Here is an 18,271-nt window from a genome sequence, read left to right on the forward strand (position 1 = left end):
TCACACAGCCATCCGCTCGTTGGTGTAGTACAGCTGGCGCTCGATCGGGCTGAGGATGGTCTGGACCACGTGGCTGGAGGTCCGACCGATCTTCCAGATGGCGCGGCCGATCTGCTCGCCCGACCAGCTGGCGATGTGCGCGCATTCGGTGTCGGTAAGGCCGATCACGTCGCGCGTCATTGCCAGGGGCGCGGTGTCCTGGCGCAGGCAGATCCGCACGTCGCAACTGGAGATCAAGTTGCGGGCGATGCTGACCTCTTCGCTGCCCTGGGCGCCGACCGCCTCGAAGTCCGACAAGCGGTGGGTGCTCAAGACCTGGATCGTTCCCTGGGCGCGCGAGAGCCGCAGGTCCGAATCCAGCTTGCGGATCATCGCTGGGACTCGCATCGCGCGCCACAGCTCGTCGCGCACGACCAGGCGCACAGGTCCACCCGGTTCGTCGATCGCCGCCTGGCCCCAACTGCTCACGCAGGCAAGGGTCATGGCCACCGTCTCGTCGCCTCGGCCGTCGATCCGGGAGAGGTCGACGGTCTGGATCGGCGCGTCGAAGTCGGGCCGTACGGTGGTTGGCCCGTCGAACAACCCGCTGAGGGAGCCGCGGACCATGTTCCCGAGCGCGTCGGCGGCCGGGCGGATCATCTCCCGCAGTTCGGTCACGTCGGCGTCGCGGACGCGCAGGTCCTGGGCCATCTCGGGCAGCGGGTCGCGCAGCAGGGCCCACACCTGCGGGATGGTCGGGTCGGCGAGGTGGCTCGCTCCAGCGGCCTGTCCGGAGGCGTGCTGGATGGCGAGGGAGAGCGCGGCTTCCTCGGTGGGCGTCAGGTTGCGGCCAAGCCGCATGACCAGCAGGGAGGAGAGCAGGGTGATCCGGCGGCGGTGGACCTCGTCCAGGCGCTCGCGCAGCTCCTCCGGGTCGGACGGCAGGTTCGTGCCGAGCGGGCCGGAGTCGAGGGGGTTGAGCCTGTTGCGCAATCCCGGGCCGAGTTCGACCGGCTCGACGCCGAACGCCCGGGCCAGCCCGGCATACTCGTTCTTGATGTCGCCGAGGACGAAGCTCCGGACGCCGTAGGCAGACAGGCGGGTCACCAGGGACTTGATCGTCGCGCTCTTGCCCGTACCGGGGACCCCGGTGATCAAGAGGTTGGGGTTGGTGATCAGTCCACGGTGCAGCCACTCGATCGGGTGGCAGGAGAAGGCGCCGCCGGCCAGGCAGTCGACGCCCATGTAGGCGCCGGCCGGGGGCATGGATGCCCCGTACAGCCAGGGGTAGAGGCCCTGCACCTGGCCGGTGGAGCCGCGGTACACCGGCACCTGGGGCATCCTCGGTGCCCGCCCGCCGAAGGGGCGGGCGTGGCCGCGCCGGGGTGCGACCGGCTCGCGGCGCTGTTTGGGCGCCTTCTGCTTCACGGGCTTCGTCGCGACCGGGGCCGGGCGGCCGAGCACGTCGGTTAGGTCGAGCACCGGCAGGTCGGTGGCACGTCGGCGAAAGATCATCACGCCACCCGCTTCTTGGGCAGGCCCATGCCGACCGGCAGCGCGCCGAGCGCGAAGCCAACGTCCTGGGCCATCCACATGCGCTGGAGTTCGATCCGGCCGTTGTTGGCGTCGGCCAGCAGCTCGGCGCAGGCGTCTTCCAGGTCGGCGGGGTTGGTGACGGTGACGGTGCAGTAGGCGGTGTAGCGGACCAGGCCGTGGCCGGCGGCGCGTTCGGCGTCCTGGGCCTCTGCTTGGCGAAGTGCCTGCTTCTCGTGCTCCGGGATGATCTGGCCGGTCTTGTGCCGCATGCTGACGGCGACCTCGCGGGCGGTTCGCTCCTGCATGACCTCGCGCTCGGCGGCGCGGGGGCTGCGGGGCTCGATGTGCATGTTCAGCGACCTGCGGTACTTGCCTTCGCCCAGCAGCGGGGCGAGGGCGGTGCTGTACACCTTGTTCTTCGGCCAGCTGTGGACGGAGAAGGTGACGGACATCGCGCCGTCGTGCTCGTACCGGCCGCGCCAGCTCTCGGCAGCGGACGGGCCTGCCGCTGCCGGGTCCACTCCGGCTTCGAAGGGGGCCTTGTGTCCGCGAATCGCGGCTGCGGTGGCCGTCGCGCGTCGTTCTGCGAGCATCCGGCCGGAGTCCGGGTCGAAGGCGGTCCGCATGGTCTCGGCCAGCTCACGGGGGTTGAGCCAGCTCTCCACCTGGAGGTCCGCGGAGGCGATCGAGGACGTCATGGCCCGAAGGTTGCGGACCAGGACGGCGGCGGCTCCCGCGCTTCCTCCGCCGGCTGCCTTGATGGGCCCGGCGGCGCGGGTGGCGTCCATCGTGATCGCCAGGTACGCCTCGCGCTGGCTGGTGGCCAGGGTGGCCGTGGACAGCAGCGACTTGGTGATGTCGACGGCGACGGTGGGCGCTTCGGTGGCGACGTGGTCGGTGTGCCAGCGCTGGAGGGCCGCACCGGATTCCGGGACCAAGCGCTGGAGGGCCTGGATTCGGATGATCGGATTGCCTTCGGTGCACTGGGAGTTGAGCAGTTCACCCCAGCTGGCCACCCGCTGGTCGCGGCGATGGGAGTCGACCAAGCCGATGCCGGGGAAGCGCACTCGCGCGACCGCCGTGTACGTGCGGTCGAGCTGGTGGTGAATCACGGCGATCGGGACGCCGCCACCCCCGTCTGCTTCGAGGATCGCCAGCGGGGCGAGGATGCCGGGAAGGTCCAACTTCGGCTCGTCCGTAGCTGCCTTGCGCGGCGCGAAGGCACCGGAGAGGAAACGATTCTGCCCACGGAAGCGGAGGATTTCGAAGGACACTGCGGCGACCGCCCATTCGTCGACGGTGCGCCCGGCGATCCGGACGAACGCGAGAAGGAAGAGGAGAAAGGACAGGGGCCAGGTCACGACGCCGGCCCGGACGTAGGAGATAGCGAACGGCCAGATCAAGCCGAGGACGGCACCGCCGAGCATGGCGGCCCGCTGAGCGGAGAGGCCGAAGAGGAAGGCCACCCGCTCTTGCTGCCACCCGAAGTACGTACGGGTGCGGGCAACTTCGGTACTCATGACTTGGCCCCTCCTTCGGAGCGGTCAGGGCGGATGGACTTGGCAGGCGGCTTGGCAGCGCTCTCGGCCGGGGCGGCTTCGGCCCGGGAGCCAGGAGCGGGCTGGTTCGCGTTGAGTGCCGCCCCGGAGACCGGCCGGGCCGCAGCACTCGGGGCTTCACCCTCGGATGCCGCCGTGGCGGACGGAGCGGGCGCACCGGCCGGGCTACCGCTTGGGGAGGCCCCCGGCGTGGGAGTCGGCGCGGCACCGCCGCTGGGTGCGGCCCCGGCCAGGGGAACCTGCGCTGCCGAGGCGCCGGTGGGCGGGCTTGCGGGCACCGGGGGCATCTCGATCGTGGGAGGGTCACTCCGCCCAGCACCGGCGACCGGCAGATCCGGAGTGGAGTCCTGGAGCGCCTGATGGTGGTCGGCCTGCGGGCTGGCCGGCTGCACCGGCTCCTCCTGAGACCCCTGCTGGCCGGACCAGTCAGGCTCCGGCTGCCCCGGAACCATCTGGCCCCCTGTCGGCAAGGGTGTTCCTGCGTGGCGATTGACATAGCCAGCGGGCTGCGCCGCGTACGGATTCGCCCCCTGCACACCGGCGTGACCGGCCATCTTCTCCATGCCGCTGGCCAGGCTGTTGACGGCCTGCTGCGCGGCCTTTACCCCTGCGACGGCGATCATCCCGATGGGTCCTGCTGCTGCACCGGCTCCTCCGGCCGCCGCGCCTCCGGCACCACCAGCTGCCGCACCTCCGGCACCCCCGGAGGCGCCTCCTGCTGCAGCACCGCCGCCACCCTTGCTAGCGAAGTTGCTCATCGTCCGGCTGGCGCTCTCCTGACCGAAGGAGTCCGGTGAGGCACCCGTCGGCGAACCCCCTGGGGCACTCATCCGGCCTCCGGCGAAGCCGAGCAGAGCGGCGAGACCGGAGCCGCCGCCGACCTGCACCGATGCGAACGTGAAGAACCTCGCGATGGCTGGCCAGGCGAGGGCCGCAAGCAGCAGGATGAGCATCCCCGACAGGGTGGTCTGGAGGTCCTTCGAGTCGCCCGCAACGTTGAAGCCGAGGGCGAAGACCAGCGCGATGATCGGCTTGAGGATGATCAGCTGGACGGTGGAGGAGACCAGCTTGGACCACCAGCTCTTGGTGGAGTCGGACACCTGGCCCGCCGCCGAGATCGGTGATGTGGCGATCAGCACGGCGATCGCGGCGTTGCGCAGGAGCATCTCGAACCAGAGCACCAGCGTCAGCAGGATGCCGATGATGGCGATGATCAGCAGGAGCGAGGCCGCTGTCCCCGGTGTGTAGGAGACGAGCTTGGCGATCTTGTCGCTGAGGGCTTTCTCGCCGCCGAGCGAGTTGTCGACGATGTACTTGGTCAGCTCGTCGCTCGCCACCAGTGCGGTTGAGGCGACGATCAGCGTGAGCATGAACGCGAGCACCGCCTTGCCGATACCTACGGCGGCGGTGGCCAGCGGGCGGCCGTCGTGGGTGATCACCGTACGGATGACCTGGACGATGACGAGCAGGCAGGCAACGAGGCCGGCGATGCCGAGGGATATCGCGTAGACGCTTCGTATGCCGTTGCTGGCGAGGTCGACGGGCGGGATCTTGACGAAGGCCGTGGCGAAGGTCTTGAGCAGCTCGGTCGCGGAGTCGGCGAAGTTCTTGCAGATCGACTCCCACGCGCTGCCCGCGACCTTGCCTGCGGCGTCACCCGCGAGGCTGCCCAGGACGGTGTCGCCGATGCCGGGAACGCAGTCGAGGGGACTGGTCAGGCCGCAGGCCATGCTGACCCCCTGGTGGTGCTGGTGGTGGCCATGGTTATCGCTTCAATTCCTGCCAGCCCTTGGCCGAGGCTTGGGGGCTGCCCGGCTCGGCGGTGAGGCTGGTGTAGTCGGTGGTGGAGTTGCCCGAGGGGGCAGGGATGCGCCAGTCGTTCGCGGACCAGGTGAGGTCGAGCGGGTAAACGCCCATGCGGGTCTGCATTCCGGTGCCGGGCACGCTGGTGGTGTAAGTGGCCAGCAGCAGGACCTGGACGTTGTCGGGGCCGACCGAGCGCACCTGGTACTCAATGGGTGACAGGACGACGGAGGCCCCGGGCTGCAACTGGCCGGTCTGCGGCAAACCGAGCCCCTTGCGGGTGGCGACCGGGCCCTTGGCGAGGTCGTCCGCGGCGGAAGACCAGGAGTCGGCTGCGACGAGCCGGGCGACGGCTGCGGCACGGTCGGGTTCAAGGGTGGAGCCGAGCTGGCGCCAGTACTCGACCGCCGCCGAAACAGCGCCTACCGTGGAATGCGGGAAGCCCAACTGCACCCCGTTGACGAGGCGCTCTCCGCGCACGAGCTGGAGCGGGCCGGTCAGCCCGGGGGTGGGCGACCCTGTGGAGTCCACTCCGGTGACCGATCCCGGTGGCGGGATGGCAGCCGGCGGTGTGAACACCTTGGGCCCGCGGGGCTCGCTGCCGGACTCGATGGCAACCCCGATGGCGACGAAGGCGAGCAGGCCAACGACACCGAGGAGGAGCAGCGGCAGAATCCGGCGGCGAGGGCGGTGGTCGAGGAACTGGTTCATGACGCGTCTTAGGCCGCAGCGCCAAAAACGGTGTTCACGACCGGGATTGCACAGGCGGTTACGATGACGCCGCCCAGCGACCAGACCAGGGAGCGCTTCCCCTTCTCGGCGCTGTCGGGCCGGTTGGAGAGGTGGCCTATGCCCATCAGGCCCCCGGAGACCACGGCGGCGACGGCGCACGCGATCAGCGCGCCCCACTTCGCGTAGCTGAGCAGCAAGTTCGCGCCCTTGCTGCCGTTGGTCGGGTCGGCCGGCGCGGGATTCTGGATATCCGCGAGGTAGTGGACGTCTGCAAGGTGGTGAACGGCTTGCAGGGTGAGGGACATACCGGGCTCCCGGAAGGCAGACGTGCCAGCGATCCCGCAGGATCTGTCCTGGCCAGAAGGAGCCGCCCCTGCTGTCGGGCATGGGGAGGCGAATGAAGCGGCCTTCACCTGAGTGCAGCACGTCAGGTCAGTGCGATTCACATTGGCTAATCGGCCGTGAGCAAACGATAAGCGCCCGCAGGCCCTGCGCGTCAACCAAAGTGAATGTGACTAGCCTCACCCGACCACTCTCTGTTTACGGTGGCTAATCGGCGTCACTGTGCGCAACGATGAGACCCAGTCAGCAGCAAGGAGTGCTACCCGCGTCATGCCAGTCGAAGAATCCGCCGGGGCCGGCTCGGTCGCGAGCCGCTTGGAACACCTGTTCGCGACGGTCCACCCTGCCGACCGGGGTCCGTACACCAACCCCGAGGTCGCCCAAGCGATCAACGAGAAGGCGGGCCACCAGGTCCTCGGAGCCACCTATCTATGGCAGCTACGCAAGGGCAAGCGGACCGACCCAACACACAGTCGCCTCACGGCAATTGCGGACTTCTTCGGCGTCTCCCCGCTTTACTTCTACGAGGAGGAGACGGCGAAGCGGACCGACGAGCAGCTACGCCTCGCGGGCGCACTGCGAAGCGCGTCGATCCGACAGATGGTGCTCGACATGGACGGCCTCTCGGAGCGCAGCATGGCGGCCATCGCCACCATGATCCAATCGGCGCGAGCGATGGAGGGTCTGCCCGATTCCAGCGCCGCACCCGAGTGACGAGGCCCACACGCCACCTCGCTCACCCGATCATCACAAGTTCACATAGTCGGCACACTCCCGGTGTTCGGTCGCATACAGTTCTGCGAGCCGGGAGGAGTGACCGGCCGACTACCGGCGCACCGCTCCATGGACTGCCTCCCGACCAGGGAGGCATCTTCATGAGCGCGTCGCAGCTCTGCGGCAACCGACAGCTGGACCATGGCGCCCCTTCGCAGCCATCCCAGCAGTCGCCGGCGGCAGCCGCTCCGCCGACATCGGCCGGAGCGCCGCCGAGGCGGCGCTCGCCTGCAACGGCGGACATCCGGCTCCACGCGGCTGGGGCGGAGGGGGTCGCCGAAGCGGCCCTTCGCCTGGCCTTCCCGGATCTGAGGCCCGCCGCTCTCCAGCACCTGTTCGGCCGCGCCGGCGCCTGAGCCGCTGCCAGCACGTGCACCGCGACCACCTCGCGACAGCAGGGCCCCTCTCATGACTTCTTAGGCCGGGCATGCCCAAACGAATTCACTCTGGCTAATCAGTGGCATTGATCACGCTCACTCTGGTTGACCAGAGTGCACCACGTCAGCCTATGGTTCGAACGAATCCCATTAGCTGATGTGAAACGGCCGTGCGCTGCTCTGCGGCGACGGCCGCAGAGGTGGCACGTGAAGAAGGCAGCCCATCTGGCTCTCGCGGGCGTCCTGGCGCCCTTCGGGGTGGTCCTTGGCATCGCGCTCTCCGGCGGAGGAACCGCCGCCGCCACCCCGGCCGGCTCCGCCGCGAACGGCGGGCTGGGCTGTTTCAAGCCCGTGGCACCAGGACAGATCACCGCGGACGGACAGCAGCTGACCACGGAACAGATCAACAACGGCCAGATCATCTACCAGGTCTCGGTCCAGCTCCAGCTGCCGCCGCAGGCCGCGGTGGTCGCAATCGCGACCGCCTTGCAGGAGTCGACGCTGCGGAACCTCAGCTCCGGCGACCTCGACTCGGTCGGGTTGTTCCAGCAGCGCCCGTCGCAGGGGTGGGGCTCGCCTGCACAGATCATGGACCCCGTCTACTCCGCAACCAAGTTCTACGCCGCCCTCGTCAAGGTTCCGGGCTGGGAGACCCTGCCGGTCACCGTGGCCGCCCAACGGGTCCAGGCCAGCGCGTTCCCCTCCGCCTACGCGAAGTGGGAGAGCACCGCCCAGCAGCTGGTGGCCACCTACAGCGGGAACGCCACGGGCTGCTCGCAGGGCAACGGCGACGGTCAGACGACGACGGAGGCCACCAGCCTCCCGGCCGGCTTCTCCCTCCCCGCCGGAACACCCGTCCAGGTCGTCACCGCGATCAAGTTCGGCATCTCGAAGCTGGGCATGCCCTACCAGTGGGGCGGAACCGGCGATCCGAGCTACGACTGCTCCGGCCTGATGCTGCGCGCCTACGAGGCCGCCGGCATCACGATCCACCGAACCACGTTCGAGCAGGTCTTCGACGGGACACCGGTCTACGGCGCGGCGCAGCTCAAGCCGGGCGACCTGATCTTCCTGGCCGGGACGGACGGCACCCCGACCTCCCCCGGACACGTCGGGATGTACCTCGGGTCGAACCTCGTCCTGGACGCTCCACGGACGGGCAAGAACATCCAGATCACGAACTTCACCGGCGGATACTGGGACAAGCAAGCGGTGGCCTTCCGGCGGATCGTTCCCTCGTAGGTCCCGGTTGACCTCGTCCTGGCCCGCCTGCACCACCACCCCGACGTGAGTAGGGAACATGATCCAACAGTCGTGGAACCGGACGGTCCGCGATCTCGCCGAACGGGCGAACCTCGCGCGCAGCGCCGCGTCCAAGGTTGAGGTCGTCCGCGAGCGGCTCCCCGGTGACCGTGCTCCGGGCGAGCGCGATGGCCGCGAGCAACTGTTCTCCGCCGTCGCGCTCAGCCGGGCACGGGATGCCGCTCTCCTCAAGGCCGCCGGGTTCGCCCTTCGTCGCCGTGCTGCCGGCCGACCGGCGCCGCTGTGGCTTCCGTTCGGCCGGGTTCTGCCCGGAGCAGCTTCCCCTCGGTGGTGGCGAAACGCCGCCGTCCACCGGGACGACGCCGGGATCTGGCACGCGATCCCGCTGCCCGGTCCGGAGCGCCTCGTCGGTCTTCCAGAGGACGACCCGCTTGTCCTGGCCGTGGCCGAGCAGGCACGACTCCTGCGCGCCAGCCTGCTCGGGCACCAAAACCGCGACGCCTACTACGAGGCGTTCAAGCCGGACGGTCAACACGGGCAGGGCGCTTCTGTCCCGCCCATCGCCGCGCTGAGCAGGAAGACGAGCTGGAAGGAGCAGACGTGGCTGCACCCCGACTTCGGGATGCGGGTCCGGGCCGATCTGGAGGAGGAGTTCCAGCAGGCCAGCCGTGACCGCCACGCGATTTGGGAGCGGTCCAGAGCGTACGGCTCCGCGGTGGTGAAGCTACTGAGCCGCGTCAGCTGACACAGTCGGCGGTGTTGTCGGCCTACGGGATCGACTCGCGTACATAGGCAGAGGGCCGGGGCCTCACCGTTCGTGGTGAGGCCCCGGCCCTCTGCGATTCGTCACTCCCTGGCCAGCGTCCCCCTGTCGGTGGTGGTCCACTCGGCGTGTTCATCCTGGCCGTCCGAGGGTGGCCACTGGACGTGAACACCTCCGGGGCGCACGTCGATGATCAATCCGCGCAGGTACTGGCCGGAGCCGTCCCTGGTCGTCGCCATCCAGTGCCGGCCTATCCAGGTGGTGGGAGGCTGCGCGGCGTAGCGGTCGTGGGTGATGTTGTTCATGGTGACTCCTGCGGTGCTAGGGGTGGCTTCGGCGCCGGTCTGTCGGGAGGAGCAGTTCCGGTCACGGTGGGCGGGGCGGGCTCGGGCATCCCGCTGGGCTGGCCGGCCCACAAGCGGACGGGCGGGCACGCCATCTCGTCATCGGGCGTCCCTGTTCCATCCGCAGCTGTCGCGCACCAGGCCCGCCGAGGCCCAGAGCCTGACGTCGGACGGCCGGTAGCGCCGCAGGCCGTCAGTGCTCTCGGTGTACCTGGGGCCGGTACCGATGGCGGCTAGGTCCCGCAGATGCGTGCTCGTGATCCCGAGGTACATCGCCGCGTCATCCACAGACCACCACGGGTGACGGCTCGTGCAGTGCTGTCGCTTCATCGCTGGCTCCCCGCGTCGGAGGAGCGGTCTTCCAGCCACCGCCGCACGTCGTGCGGGTCGTACCGCCTGCACCGCCCGACCTTGTAGCTCCGCGGTCCGGTGCCCTTCCAGTTCATCTGGTAGATCGTCTGCGTCGGCACACCCAGGAACTCCGCCAGTTCCGGCAAGGTCCACAACCTGTCCGCACTCATGAGTACTCACATCCATCTCGTTCGCCGTTTCGGCGATTGAATTCGCCGTTTCGAACTGCTGGGATGAGCATCATCCGCCTGCGACCAAGTTGTCAATACGGCGATCCAATTCGCTTAATCGGCGAACGAGGGGCGATTGCTGCACTGTGACTGGGGCCTCGGATGCGCTGTGCGCCGTATCGGCGAGCGGCCGCCTGTTGCGAAGCGTCGATTGCGCGATCGAGAGACGATGGGTAGAGTCGCCGATACGACGAGCAAGGAGGCCAGATGTCCAGCGACCCGGCTCTACCGGCGATGTCGGTGAGCGACGCGGCGGCACTCCGATTGAAGGCGGCCCGGACAAGGCGCGGATGGACCACGAAGCAGCTGGCGAACGCCTGCCAAGAGGCCGGGGTCCCGAAGCTGACGGCCATCGTGCTGAACAACATCGAAACCGGCAGGCGAGACGCAGACGGCACCCGGAAGCGCGACCTGACGATCGATGAACTCGTGGCCCTGGCAGTGGTGTTGGATATTTCACCGGCACACCTGATGGGCCTGCCCGATGACGTCGAGCCGGGGACCGCCCTCCAGCTGACCCCACAACTCGCGGAGAGCGACCCCAAGTTGCTCCTGGAGTGGTTCTGTGGACAGAAGGCGCTGCCTGGAAGCGACTCGCGGCAGTTCTACTCCGCAGCCCTCCAGCGGATGCCGGCCAACGACGGCCAGCAGACGGTCGCGGACCTCACCCGCGCGGTACTCCAAGACCGGGCCGCCGCCCTGACCGAGGACTTCAACTCGGGGATGGCGGAGGCTCTGGCGAAGATCAACGCCGCGGTCGAGTCGGGCGCAAGCCCGGAGGAGATCGCCACCCTGCTCAAGCCGGGCCAACCCGGCTCACGGTAGGGCCCCACCACCTGGCGTCCGGCCATGCCGGACGCCGAATCCAAGCGAACCCGATTGCGTGCCCGACCGGCCGCACCCCTACGGGCAGAGAAAGAGGCAGATTCATGACATGTACTCACCAGAGATCGGCAGAACAGCATGTACCCCTCTCGAATCGAGGACCGCGCTAGGCACGCGGACTACCAACAGGCCGTCGCACGCGCTCGCGCGGCCCACCGCACTCCTCCGGCCCGGTACCGCGTCCGCTGGCGCGACGAAGCCGGCAGCCTCCGCAGCATGAGCCTGCCGACGCGATCACTCGCGACGGCCGCACAAGCTGACATCGCCCGCGGCTGGACACCGCTGACGCTCAACCGTCTGGTTGAGCTCTGGTCGGCCGTGCCCGCAATGCCCGCCAAGTCCGGCCCGCCGCGGTTCCCCAACCGCAGGCCGCTCGACCTGCACGCCCTGCCGCACCTCGGCGCCCGGCTCGCCGTGACGATCAGCCGATCAGACGTCGAGCGACTGGTGGCCGCACTTCGCGCCGAGGGCCGGTTGAGCACCGCCACGATCAACGGAATCCTCGCGACGCTCAAGCGTGCACTGGAGTTCGGAGTCCGGCGCGGCTTCCTCCCAAGCAACCCAGCACTCGGCATTCGCCCCCTCCCACGGCCGGCCTGATCTCTGTCACGGCGCCCCAGCCTCTGGCCGCCCCTCGTCTGCATCGCAACCACCAGCGCCACATGCGGACTACAGATAAACCATGCAACCCGAAGTGCGGCAGAATCCGCACATTCGAACGGGCAGAAAGAAGGAGTTATCACCATGGACCAAATCGCAATGAAGCACGGTGAAAACACATGTCTGAACCTTACGATCGCTGGCACAAGTCGCGCCCGGCCGCCGGGGAAAAGAAGTGCACGGCCCACAAAAAGGTAGCGTCGAGCAGCCACGGCCAAGGTAAGCGCTGGCTAGCTCGATGGCGGGACCACGATGGGAAGCAGCTCAGCGAGAGTTTCGACAAGTACGACGATGCCAAGCAGCATTTGGCAAAGATCGAGACGAGTGTCACTGAGGGCACCTACATCTCCAAAGATAAGGGCGCTACTCTCATCAAAAGCCTGGCGGAGCAGTGGCTGACAGACCTTGTCTTTCGGAACCCTCGAACCGAGCCGCAGTACATCGCTCGCGTGAATCGCTACATCATCGAACCGCTGGGGCATATAAAGATCAAGGACCTGATTCCTTCGCGCATCGTCTCGTGGATCAAGGGAATGCTTCGGACCATCGGAGAGACGTACGCCGGCCTGATTTTTAGCCATTTCAACTCCATCATCACGATGGCAGTTGACGACGGCCTGATCCTCAAGAATCCCTGCGCCTCACGCTCGGTCCAGCGTGTCAAGCCGAGGCGTCAGCGCAAGACACCAAAGGAACTTCCGGTGGACTGGGAAGACTCCGAAGGTATCAAGCAAAACCTTCCGGACCGATACAAGGTCACGGTCGACTGCGGCCGCGGCATCGGGATGCGGCAGGGCGAGATATTCGCGTTCAGCCCCGACGATGTCAACTGGCTCCACAAGGAGAAGGTCGTTCACATCCGTCGCCAGATTGCACATGACCGCGGCGTGATGGTATTTGCCCCTCCGAAGGGCGGCGGCGAGGACGACCCGAAGGACCGGATGGTTCCAATCGGAGACGATCTGGCGTTCCTTCTTTCCGAGCACATCCGCCTGTTCCCTCCGGTTGAGATCACACTCCCATGGATCGAAAAGAATGGTCCGCCGGTAACGGTGAAGCTGTTCTTCACGTCTCGCGAGCACAAGCCAATCAATAAGAACTACTACAACTGGCTCTGGAAAGCGGCCCTTGAGGAGATCGGGCTAATTCAGGCCCTGAATGACAAGCCGGTCGGCCGCGGCCGGCTGTGGGAAAAGTGCCGGGACAAGATGATGCACTCACTCAGGCACCTGTTCGCATCTGAGGCCCTGAACGAGGGAGTCGACATCTACACATTGGCCGATCTCCTTGGCCACGAAGACCCTGCCTTCACCCTCCGCAGGTACGTCCACCGGGTGGCGCGGTCGTTCAGCAAGGCTCGCGAGGCGATCGGTCGGCGCTACAAGCACGCCGCGTAGGATCGGTATCTGCGACAGCCTGGCGGTCGTCGCGCCTTCCAGATCAGTGGCGCTGCGTAGCGGCGGGTGCGGGTGGCCGACACGATGCGCTCATCGTTTCTCAGCGTCTCTCGACACGGCTCATCCGTTGAAGCCGCCGAGTGTGCACTGGTTGTGAAATGATCTTCCGCAGAACCCCTATTCTCGCAGGTCAGAGGCATGTTCTACGACTGCCAGAGGCGCCTCTGACCTGCGGAAACGCAGTTTGATCTCTCATCATTTCCGCAGGTCGGCAACGCTCTGACCTGCGGAAATGCTCGGCCGCCGACTCACGCTGAACGCTCTGGGGCTCGCGATGTGAAATGAGAGTGCACTGAGTTCGATCTCAGCAGGAGTTCTGTGTAGTGCCTCTCGCGGCGCACCAGCGAGAAGCTGGTTCCGCCGGGCTACAGGTACTCGGCGAGGTCGGCCATGAGCGCCGCCTTGGGCTTTGCCCCCGTGATGGTCTGGATGACCTGTCCGCCCTTGAACAGGTGGAGGGTGGGCAGGGACAGGACGCTGTACTTGAGGGTGGTCTCGGGGTTGGCGTCGGCGTCGAGCTTGGCGATGGTGATCTTGTCGCTGTGCTCGGCGGCGATCTGCTCCAGGACGGGGGCGATCTGGCGGCAGGGGCCGCACCAGTCGGCCCAGAAGTCGACCAGGACGGGCTTGTCGCTCTGCAGGACGTCGGCGGCGAAGGTCTCGTCGGTGACGGTGATGGTGGCTCCTGCCACGGTGACTCCAGTTCCGAGAGGGCCCGGGTGGTGATCTCCACCCGGGCCGTGCTGAGGAGATGGTTGGCGCCGGAGCGGTCAGCCGACCGGCACGGTCTCCACGGTGGCCTCGTCGAGGTCGTCCCGGACATCAGCGAGGGCCGCGAGGTAGCGCTCGGCGTCGAGCGCGGCCGAGCAGCCGCTGCCGGCCGCGGTGATGGCCTGGCGGTAGGTGTGGTCGACCACATCGCCCGCACCGAACACGCCGGGGACGTTGGTGCGGGTGGTAGGCGAGGAGACCTTGAGGTAACCGGCGCCGTCCAGGTCGAGCTGGCCGGTGAAGAGTTCCGTGCGCGGGTCGTGGCCGATCGCGATGAACAGGCCGGAGGCGGCGAGTTCGCGCTCTTCGCCGGTGACGGTGTCGCGCAGGGTGACGCCGGAGACCAGCTTGTCGCTGTGGATGGCGGCGATCTCGCTGTTCCACGCGAAGGTGATCTTCGGGTCGGCGAACGCCCGGTTCTGCATGGCCTTCGATGCCCGGAGGCTGTCGCGGCGGTGGACGACGGTGACCGAGTCGGCGAAGCGGGTGAGGAAGGTGGCCTCTTCCAGGGCGGTGTCGCCGCCGCCGACCACGATGACGTCCTTGCCGCGGAAGAAGAAGCCGTCGCAGGTCGCGCACCAGGAGACGCCGCGGCCGGAGAGTTCGTCCTCGCGGTCGATGCCGAGCTTGCGGTAGCCGGAGCCGGTGGCGACGATCACGGTCTTCGCGCGGTGGACGGTGCCGGCGGAGTCGGTGAGGAGCTTGATGTCGCCGGTGAGGTCGACCTCGACGATGTCGTCGTCGATCATCTCGGCGCCGAACTTCTCGGCTTGGGCCCGCATGTTGGTCATCAGATCGGGGCCGTCGACGCCCTGCGGGAAGCCGGGGAAGTTCTCAACCTCGGTCGTCGTGGTCAGCGAGCCGCCGACGAAGATCGAGCTGCCGAACAGCAGTGGCTTGAGCTGGGCGCGGGCCGTGTAGAGGGCGGCGGTGTACCCGGCGGGGCCGGAGCCGATGATGACGACCTCGCGCACCTCGGCCCCGGTCTCTGCATTCGCGGTCATGAAGATGCTCAGCTCTCCTTGCCCTGCTCGGCCTTGGCGTCGATCTCGGCGATGAGGCCCTCGATGAGGCCCTTGATCTCGTCGCGGATGGGGCGGACGGCCTCGACGCCCTGGCCGGCCGGGTCGTCCAGCTTCCAGTCGAGGTACTTCTTGCCCGGGAAGTACGGGCAGGCGTCGCCGCAGCCCATGGTGATCACGTAGTCGGACGCCTGGACGGCCTCCGTGGTCAGCACCTTCGGCTTCTGGTCCGAGATGTCGATGCCCAGCTCGGCCATCGCCGCGACGGCGGAGGGGTTGATCTGGTCGCCCGGGATGGAGCCGGCAGAGCGAACCTCGACGCGGTCGCCGGCGAGGTGGCGCAGGAAGCCTGCGGCCATCTGGGAGCGCCCAGCGTTGTGGATGCAGACGAACAGCACGGAGGCGGTCGGCGCGGTGGTCATGGTGAGGTGTCCTTCGGTTGTGCGGTGCCCGCTGTGGGACGGGTGGGGGTTACTTCGGCTGGGCGATGAGTTCGGCGAGCAGGGCTTCGACGCGGGAGGTGATCTGGTCGCGGATGGCGCGCACGCGCTCGATCGGGGCGCCGTCCGGGTCGGGGATGTGCCAGTCCAGGTAGCGGCGCCCCGCGGGAAGGGGGCAGGCGTCGCCGCAGCCCATGGTGACCACCACGTCGGCGGCGGCCACGACCTCCTCGGTCAGCGGCTTCGGGAAGACCTCTCGCGGGAGGGAGACGCCGACCTCCTCTAGAACCTCGGCGATGTGCAGGTCCAGGTCGTCGGCCGGGTCGGTGCCGGCCGAGGCGACATGCACCCGGCCGTGTGCGAGGTGGGTGAGGATCGCGGCGGCGAGCTGGGAGCGCCCGGCGTTGCCGGAGCAGACGAAGAGCACGCGTGGGACGGCGGAGGCGGTGCGGCCCTCGGTGTGGGCGAGGGCGTCCAGGCGCTGGTCCGCGAGGTGCTCCGCGAGGACGATCAGGTGGGTACGGACGGTGGCTCCTTCGGCCAGGAGCCGGTAGGAGTCGGCGAGCAGGTGTTGGACGGTCTCGGGGGCGAAGACGCCGTCGTAGCGCAGGGCCAGGCGGGTGGCGCCCGCCTGGAGTCTCGGGTCCGGCGACGCGGGCGGGGATTCGTTCATCAGGGGTTCCAGCCCTTCAGGGGCAGCGGTCGTGGAGCGAAGACGCGCAGGTGTCCCCGGTGGCGGCCGGGATAAGGGGGCTCGCTTCGCGGGCCCGACACGGGTAACGTATCAGCCCATGGTGACATCAGTCGACAGTGACGTCTTGAAGGCTTTGGCCGACCCGCTCCGGATGCAGATCGTCGCGCTCCTCGCCAAGGAGGCGCTGTGCACGACGCACCTGGTCGAGGAGACCGGCGCCAAGCAGACGAACCTGTCGAACCATCTGAAGATCCTGCGCGACGCCGGGCTGGTCGACACCGAGCCCTGCGGGCGCTTCACGTACTACAAGCTCCGCGCCGACGCCCTGGAGGCCGTCGCCGCCGAGTTCTCCGGGCTGGCCGCCACCGCCCGCGAAGCCGCCGCGGAAGGCCGCAAGCGGTCCTGCTGAACCACCCAGCCCCATCCCGGCGGCCCCACTCCGCCCTGCACGAGGAGCACCTGTTGAGCGCCATAGACGAGGCGAGACCCGAGATCACCGAGGCCGAGCCCCTTGCCGTCGAGCCGCCTGCCATTCCGCTGCTGAACCGGGTGGCGGCCGAGCTGGTCGGCACCGCCGCCCTGGTCGCGGTCGTGGTCGGTTCCGGTATCCAGGCCACCGAACTCACCAAGGACGTCGGACTCCAACTGCTCGCCAACTCCCTGGCCACCGTGTTCGGTCTCGGCGTGCTGGTCCTGCTCCTCGGCCCCGTCTCGGGCGCGCACTTCAACCCGGTCGTGACGCTGGCCGAGTGGTGGAGCGGCCGCAAGGACCCCAAGGGCCTCGGTCTGCGCGAGGTCTCGGCCTACATCCCGGCGCAGATCGTCGGCGCCATCGCCGGGGCGATCCTCGCCGACGCCATGTTCGGCGAGGCGCTGGTGAAGTGGTCCACCCACGACCGCTCGGCCGGGCATCTGCTGATCGGCGAGGTCGTCGCCACGGCCGGCCTGGTGCTGCTGATCTTCGGCCTGGCGAAGACCGATCACCTGCGCTTCGCGCCGGTCGCGGTCGCCTCCTACATCGGCGCCGCGTACTGGTTCACCTCCTCCACCTCCTTCGCCAACCCCGCAGTCTCCATCGGCCGGGCGTTCACCGACACCTTCGCCGGCATCGCCCCGAGCTCGCTGCCCGGCTTCATCGGGATGCAGCTGATCGGCGGCGTCGTGGGCCTGGCCCTCGTTGCGCTGATCTTCACCCATCGCGTCAAGGCCACCGCCAAGTGAGCGGCGTCCGGCGCGTCCAGGCGCTCGTTGTCGGAGCCGGCCAGGCCGGCCTCGCCACCGGGTACTACCTGCGGCGTGCCGGACTCGACTTCGCGATCCTCGACGCCTCCGAGGCGCCGGGCGGCGCGTGGCAGCACTACTGGGACAGCCTTCGCCTGTTCTCCCCGGCCGCGTACTCCTCGCTGCCCGGACGTCCGATGCCGGGTCAGGCCGGGCAGACCTACCCGGACGCGGAGCACGTCGCCGAGTACCTGGCCGAGTACGAGAAGCGGTACGAGCTGCCCGTCCACCGGCCAGTTCGGGTGCAGGCGGTGGAGGAGACCGGCGACGGCGGCCTGCTGGCCCGCACCGACGAGGGCACCTGGCACGCCCGGGCCCTGATCAGCGCCACCGGCAGCTGGTCCCGGCCCTTCATTCCCGCCGTCCCCGGCCGCGAGCTGTTCGCCGGACGGCAGCTGCACACCCGCGAATACCACCGCGCTGAGGACTTCACCGGCCAGCGGGTCGTCGTGGTGGGCGGCGGAAACTCCGGCGCGCAGATCGCCGCCGACCTCACGGGCCATGCCGACGCCGTCCGCTGGGTCACCCGCCGCCCGGCCCGCCTCCTGCCGGACGAGATCGACGGCCGCGCCCTGTTCGAGATCGCGACCCGCCGCGTCCAGGACGGCGGCCCGCGCATCAGCGACCTCGGCGACATCGTCGCCGTCCCACCCGTCCGCCAGGCCCGTGCAGCCGGACTCCTCGACGACCACCGCATGTTCGACGCCCTCACCGCAGACGGGCCTCGCTTCGACGACGGCACGGTGTGGTCGGCCGACGCCGTGATCTGGTGTACCGGCTTCCGCCCGGCCCTCACCCACCTCGCCCCGCTGGGCCTGCGGACCGGCGAGCGCGGCCGGATCGCCAGCGTCGACACCCGGGCTGTGACCGACCCGCGAGTCCACCTGCTCGGCTACGGCGACTGGACCGGACCTGCCTCCGCCACCCTCATCGGCGTCGGCCGTACCGCCCGTGCCGCCGTCCAGGAGATCAGTGCCCTGCTGAGCTGACCCGGAGCACCCCCTGCGG

At 68.5% G+C, this 18,271-nt stretch carries 20 protein-coding genes; 9 read left to right on the forward strand and 11 right to left on the reverse strand.

The window, feature by feature from the left end; genetic code table 11:
- The 5 genes from ACFVU7_RS01875 to ACFVU7_RS01895 are packed head-to-tail and all read right to left on the reverse strand — an operon-like array spanning position 1 to position 5,914.
- Complete coding sequence (locus ACFVU7_RS01875; protein ID WP_388043787.1) at positions 1–1,494, reverse strand: VirB4 family type IV secretion system protein; 1,494 nt, start codon at positions 1,492–1,494, stop codon at positions 1–3.
- A complete protein-coding gene (locus ACFVU7_RS01880) occupies positions 1,494–3,035 on the reverse strand; it encodes an SCO6880 family protein (RefSeq protein WP_388043789.1) in 1,542 nt (513 codons plus the stop codon). The genes ACFVU7_RS01875 and ACFVU7_RS01880 overlap by 1 nt, the downstream gene beginning before the upstream one ends.
- Entirely contained in the window at positions 3,032–4,804 is a 1,773-nt protein-coding gene (locus ACFVU7_RS01885; protein WP_388043790.1) for a hypothetical protein, read from the reverse strand. Before ACFVU7_RS01885 ends, ACFVU7_RS01880 begins: the two co-directional genes overlap by 4 nt.
- Before the next feature lie 34 nt (positions 4,805–4,838).
- Positions 4,839–5,588: a hypothetical protein gene (locus tag ACFVU7_RS01890; protein WP_388043791.1), complete on the reverse strand. Its 750-nt coding sequence runs from the start codon at positions 5,586–5,588 to the stop codon at positions 4,839–4,841.
- 8 nt (positions 5,589–5,596) lie between these two features.
- Positions 5,597–5,914 (reverse strand): hypothetical protein, encoded by a 318-nt coding sequence (locus tag ACFVU7_RS01895; RefSeq protein WP_045700742.1) that lies wholly within the window; start codon positions 5,912–5,914, stop codon positions 5,597–5,599.
- 307 nt (positions 5,915–6,221) lie between these two features.
- On the opposite strand from ACFVU7_RS01895, the gene ACFVU7_RS01900 reads away from it, so the two are divergent.
- The 3 genes from ACFVU7_RS01900 to ACFVU7_RS01910 all read left to right on the forward strand — a co-directional run bounded on the left by ACFVU7_RS01900 (position 6,222) and on the right by ACFVU7_RS01910 (position 9,110).
- Positions 6,222–6,665: an XRE family transcriptional regulator gene (locus ACFVU7_RS01900; protein WP_388043794.1), complete on the forward strand. Its 444-nt coding sequence runs from the start codon at positions 6,222–6,224 to the stop codon at positions 6,663–6,665.
- A 644-nt stretch (positions 6,666–7,309) separates the two neighbouring features.
- Entirely contained in the window at positions 7,310–8,344 is a 1,035-nt protein-coding gene (locus ACFVU7_RS01905; RefSeq protein WP_380655860.1) for a C40 family peptidase, read from the forward strand.
- A 58-nt stretch (positions 8,345–8,402) separates the two neighbouring features.
- The gene (locus tag ACFVU7_RS01910) at positions 8,403–9,110 is read left to right on the forward strand and encodes a hypothetical protein (RefSeq protein WP_388043796.1); all 708 of its coding nucleotides are present in this window, start codon (positions 8,403–8,405) and stop codon (positions 9,108–9,110) included.
- A gap of 101 nt (positions 9,111–9,211) precedes the next feature.
- Here ACFVU7_RS01910 and ACFVU7_RS01915 read toward each other — a convergent pair whose 3' ends face one another.
- Both ACFVU7_RS01915 and ACFVU7_RS01920 read right to left on the reverse strand, forming a co-directional pair.
- Positions 9,212–9,433 (reverse strand): hypothetical protein, encoded by a 222-nt coding sequence (locus tag ACFVU7_RS01915; RefSeq protein WP_388043797.1) that lies wholly within the window; start codon positions 9,431–9,433, stop codon positions 9,212–9,214.
- Between the two features lie 365 nt (positions 9,434–9,798).
- Complete coding sequence (locus tag ACFVU7_RS01920; RefSeq protein ID WP_380655246.1) at positions 9,799–9,993, reverse strand: helix-turn-helix transcriptional regulator; 195 nt, start codon at positions 9,991–9,993, stop codon at positions 9,799–9,801.
- Positions 9,994–10,260: 267 nt separating this feature from the next.
- Between ACFVU7_RS01920 and ACFVU7_RS01925 the strand changes: the two genes are divergently transcribed.
- From ACFVU7_RS01925 to ACFVU7_RS01935, 3 genes are all read left to right on the forward strand, one after another.
- Positions 10,261–10,878 (forward strand): helix-turn-helix domain-containing protein, encoded by a 618-nt coding sequence (locus tag ACFVU7_RS01925; protein ID WP_388043799.1) that lies wholly within the window; start codon positions 10,261–10,263, stop codon positions 10,876–10,878.
- A 276-nt stretch (positions 10,879–11,154) separates the two neighbouring features.
- Complete coding sequence (locus ACFVU7_RS01930) at positions 11,155–11,538, forward strand: hypothetical protein (protein ID WP_380655242.1); 384 nt, start codon at positions 11,155–11,157, stop codon at positions 11,536–11,538.
- 179 nt (positions 11,539–11,717) lie between these two features.
- A complete protein-coding gene (locus tag ACFVU7_RS01935; protein ID WP_380655239.1) occupies positions 11,718–12,995 on the forward strand; it encodes a tyrosine-type recombinase/integrase in 1,278 nt (425 codons plus the stop codon).
- 425 nt (positions 12,996–13,420) lie between these two features.
- Here ACFVU7_RS01935 and trxA read toward each other — a convergent pair whose 3' ends face one another.
- The 4 genes from trxA to ACFVU7_RS01955 form a co-directional block, all read right to left on the reverse strand.
- The gene (trxA, locus tag ACFVU7_RS01940; protein ID WP_388043801.1) at positions 13,421–13,747 is read right to left on the reverse strand and encodes a thioredoxin; all 327 of its coding nucleotides are present in this window, start codon (positions 13,745–13,747) and stop codon (positions 13,421–13,423) included.
- 78 nt (positions 13,748–13,825) lie between these two features.
- Positions 13,826–14,830 (reverse strand): thioredoxin-disulfide reductase, encoded by a 1,005-nt coding sequence (gene trxB, locus ACFVU7_RS01945; protein WP_388043803.1) that lies wholly within the window; start codon positions 14,828–14,830, stop codon positions 13,826–13,828.
- A gap of 8 nt (positions 14,831–14,838) precedes the next feature.
- Positions 14,839–15,270 (reverse strand): arsenate reductase ArsC, encoded by a 432-nt coding sequence (locus ACFVU7_RS01950; RefSeq protein ID WP_388043805.1) that lies wholly within the window; start codon positions 15,268–15,270, stop codon positions 14,839–14,841.
- 49 nt (positions 15,271–15,319) lie between these two features.
- Positions 15,320–15,961, reverse strand: coding sequence for a low molecular weight phosphatase family protein (locus ACFVU7_RS01955; RefSeq protein WP_388043807.1), 642 nt, complete (start codon positions 15,959–15,961; stop codon positions 15,320–15,322).
- A 118-nt stretch (positions 15,962–16,079) separates the two neighbouring features.
- On the opposite strand from ACFVU7_RS01955, the gene ACFVU7_RS01960 reads away from it, so the two are divergent.
- The 3 genes from ACFVU7_RS01960 to ACFVU7_RS01970 are packed head-to-tail and all read left to right on the forward strand — an operon-like array spanning position 16,080 to position 18,252.
- Positions 16,080–16,391 (forward strand): ArsR/SmtB family transcription factor, encoded by a 312-nt coding sequence (locus ACFVU7_RS01960; protein WP_388043808.1) that lies wholly within the window; start codon positions 16,080–16,082, stop codon positions 16,389–16,391.
- 53 nt (positions 16,392–16,444) lie between these two features.
- Positions 16,445–17,203: an aquaporin gene (locus ACFVU7_RS01965; protein ID WP_388043810.1), complete on the forward strand. Its 759-nt coding sequence runs from the start codon at positions 16,445–16,447 to the stop codon at positions 17,201–17,203.
- Entirely contained in the window at positions 17,200–18,252 is a 1,053-nt protein-coding gene (locus ACFVU7_RS01970) for an ArsO family NAD(P)H-dependent flavin-containing monooxygenase (protein ID WP_388043812.1), read from the forward strand. Before ACFVU7_RS01965 ends, ACFVU7_RS01970 begins: the two co-directional genes overlap by 4 nt.
- Positions 18,253–18,271 lie beyond the last annotated feature (19 nt).

The sequence above is a fragment of the Kitasatospora sp. NPDC058046 genome (assembly GCF_042885595.1).
Lineage (GTDB): Bacteria > Actinomycetota > Actinomycetes > Streptomycetales > Streptomycetaceae > Kitasatospora.

Bases quoted from the DNA above. Each gene is read 5' to 3' on its own strand.
- ACFVU7_RS01960 (WP_388043808.1), top strand. From the start codon at position 16,080: ATGGTGACATCAGTCGACAGTGACGTCTTGAAGGCTTTGGCCGACCCG.
- ACFVU7_RS01890 (WP_388043791.1), bottom strand. From the start codon at position 5,588: ATGAACCAGTTCCTCGACCACCGCCCTCGCCGCCGGATTCTGCCGCTG.
- ACFVU7_RS01895 (WP_045700742.1), bottom strand. From the start codon at position 5,914: ATGTCCCTCACCCTGCAAGCCGTTCACCACCTTGCAGACGTCCACTAC.
- ACFVU7_RS01955 (WP_388043807.1), bottom strand. From the start codon at position 15,961: ATGAACGAATCCCCGCCCGCGTCGCCGGACCCGAGACTCCAGGCGGGC.
- ACFVU7_RS01950 (WP_388043805.1), bottom strand. From the start codon at position 15,270: ATGACCACCGCGCCGACCGCCTCCGTGCTGTTCGTCTGCATCCACAAC.
- ACFVU7_RS01885 (WP_388043790.1), bottom strand. From the start codon at position 4,804: ATGGCCTGCGGCCTGACCAGTCCCCTCGACTGCGTTCCCGGCATCGGC.
- ACFVU7_RS01925 (WP_388043799.1), top strand. From the start codon at position 10,261: ATGTCCAGCGACCCGGCTCTACCGGCGATGTCGGTGAGCGACGCGGCG.
- ACFVU7_RS01915 (WP_388043797.1), bottom strand. From the start codon at position 9,433: ATGAACAACATCACCCACGACCGCTACGCCGCGCAGCCTCCCACCACC.
- ACFVU7_RS01920 (WP_380655246.1), bottom strand. From the start codon at position 9,993: ATGAGTGCGGACAGGTTGTGGACCTTGCCGGAACTGGCGGAGTTCCTG.
- ACFVU7_RS01875 (WP_388043787.1), bottom strand. From the start codon at position 1,494: ATGATCTTTCGCCGACGTGCCACCGACCTGCCGGTGCTCGACCTAACC.
- ACFVU7_RS01935 (WP_380655239.1), top strand. From the start codon at position 11,718: ATGTCTGAACCTTACGATCGCTGGCACAAGTCGCGCCCGGCCGCCGGG.
- ACFVU7_RS01910 (WP_388043796.1), top strand. From the start codon at position 8,403: ATGATCCAACAGTCGTGGAACCGGACGGTCCGCGATCTCGCCGAACGG.
- ACFVU7_RS01930 (WP_380655242.1), top strand. From the start codon at position 11,155: ATGAGCCTGCCGACGCGATCACTCGCGACGGCCGCACAAGCTGACATC.
- trxB (WP_388043803.1), bottom strand. From the start codon at position 14,830: ATGACCGCGAATGCAGAGACCGGGGCCGAGGTGCGCGAGGTCGTCATC.
- ACFVU7_RS01880 (WP_388043789.1), bottom strand. From the start codon at position 3,035: ATGAGTACCGAAGTTGCCCGCACCCGTACGTACTTCGGGTGGCAGCAA.
- ACFVU7_RS01900 (WP_388043794.1), top strand. From the start codon at position 6,222: ATGCCAGTCGAAGAATCCGCCGGGGCCGGCTCGGTCGCGAGCCGCTTG.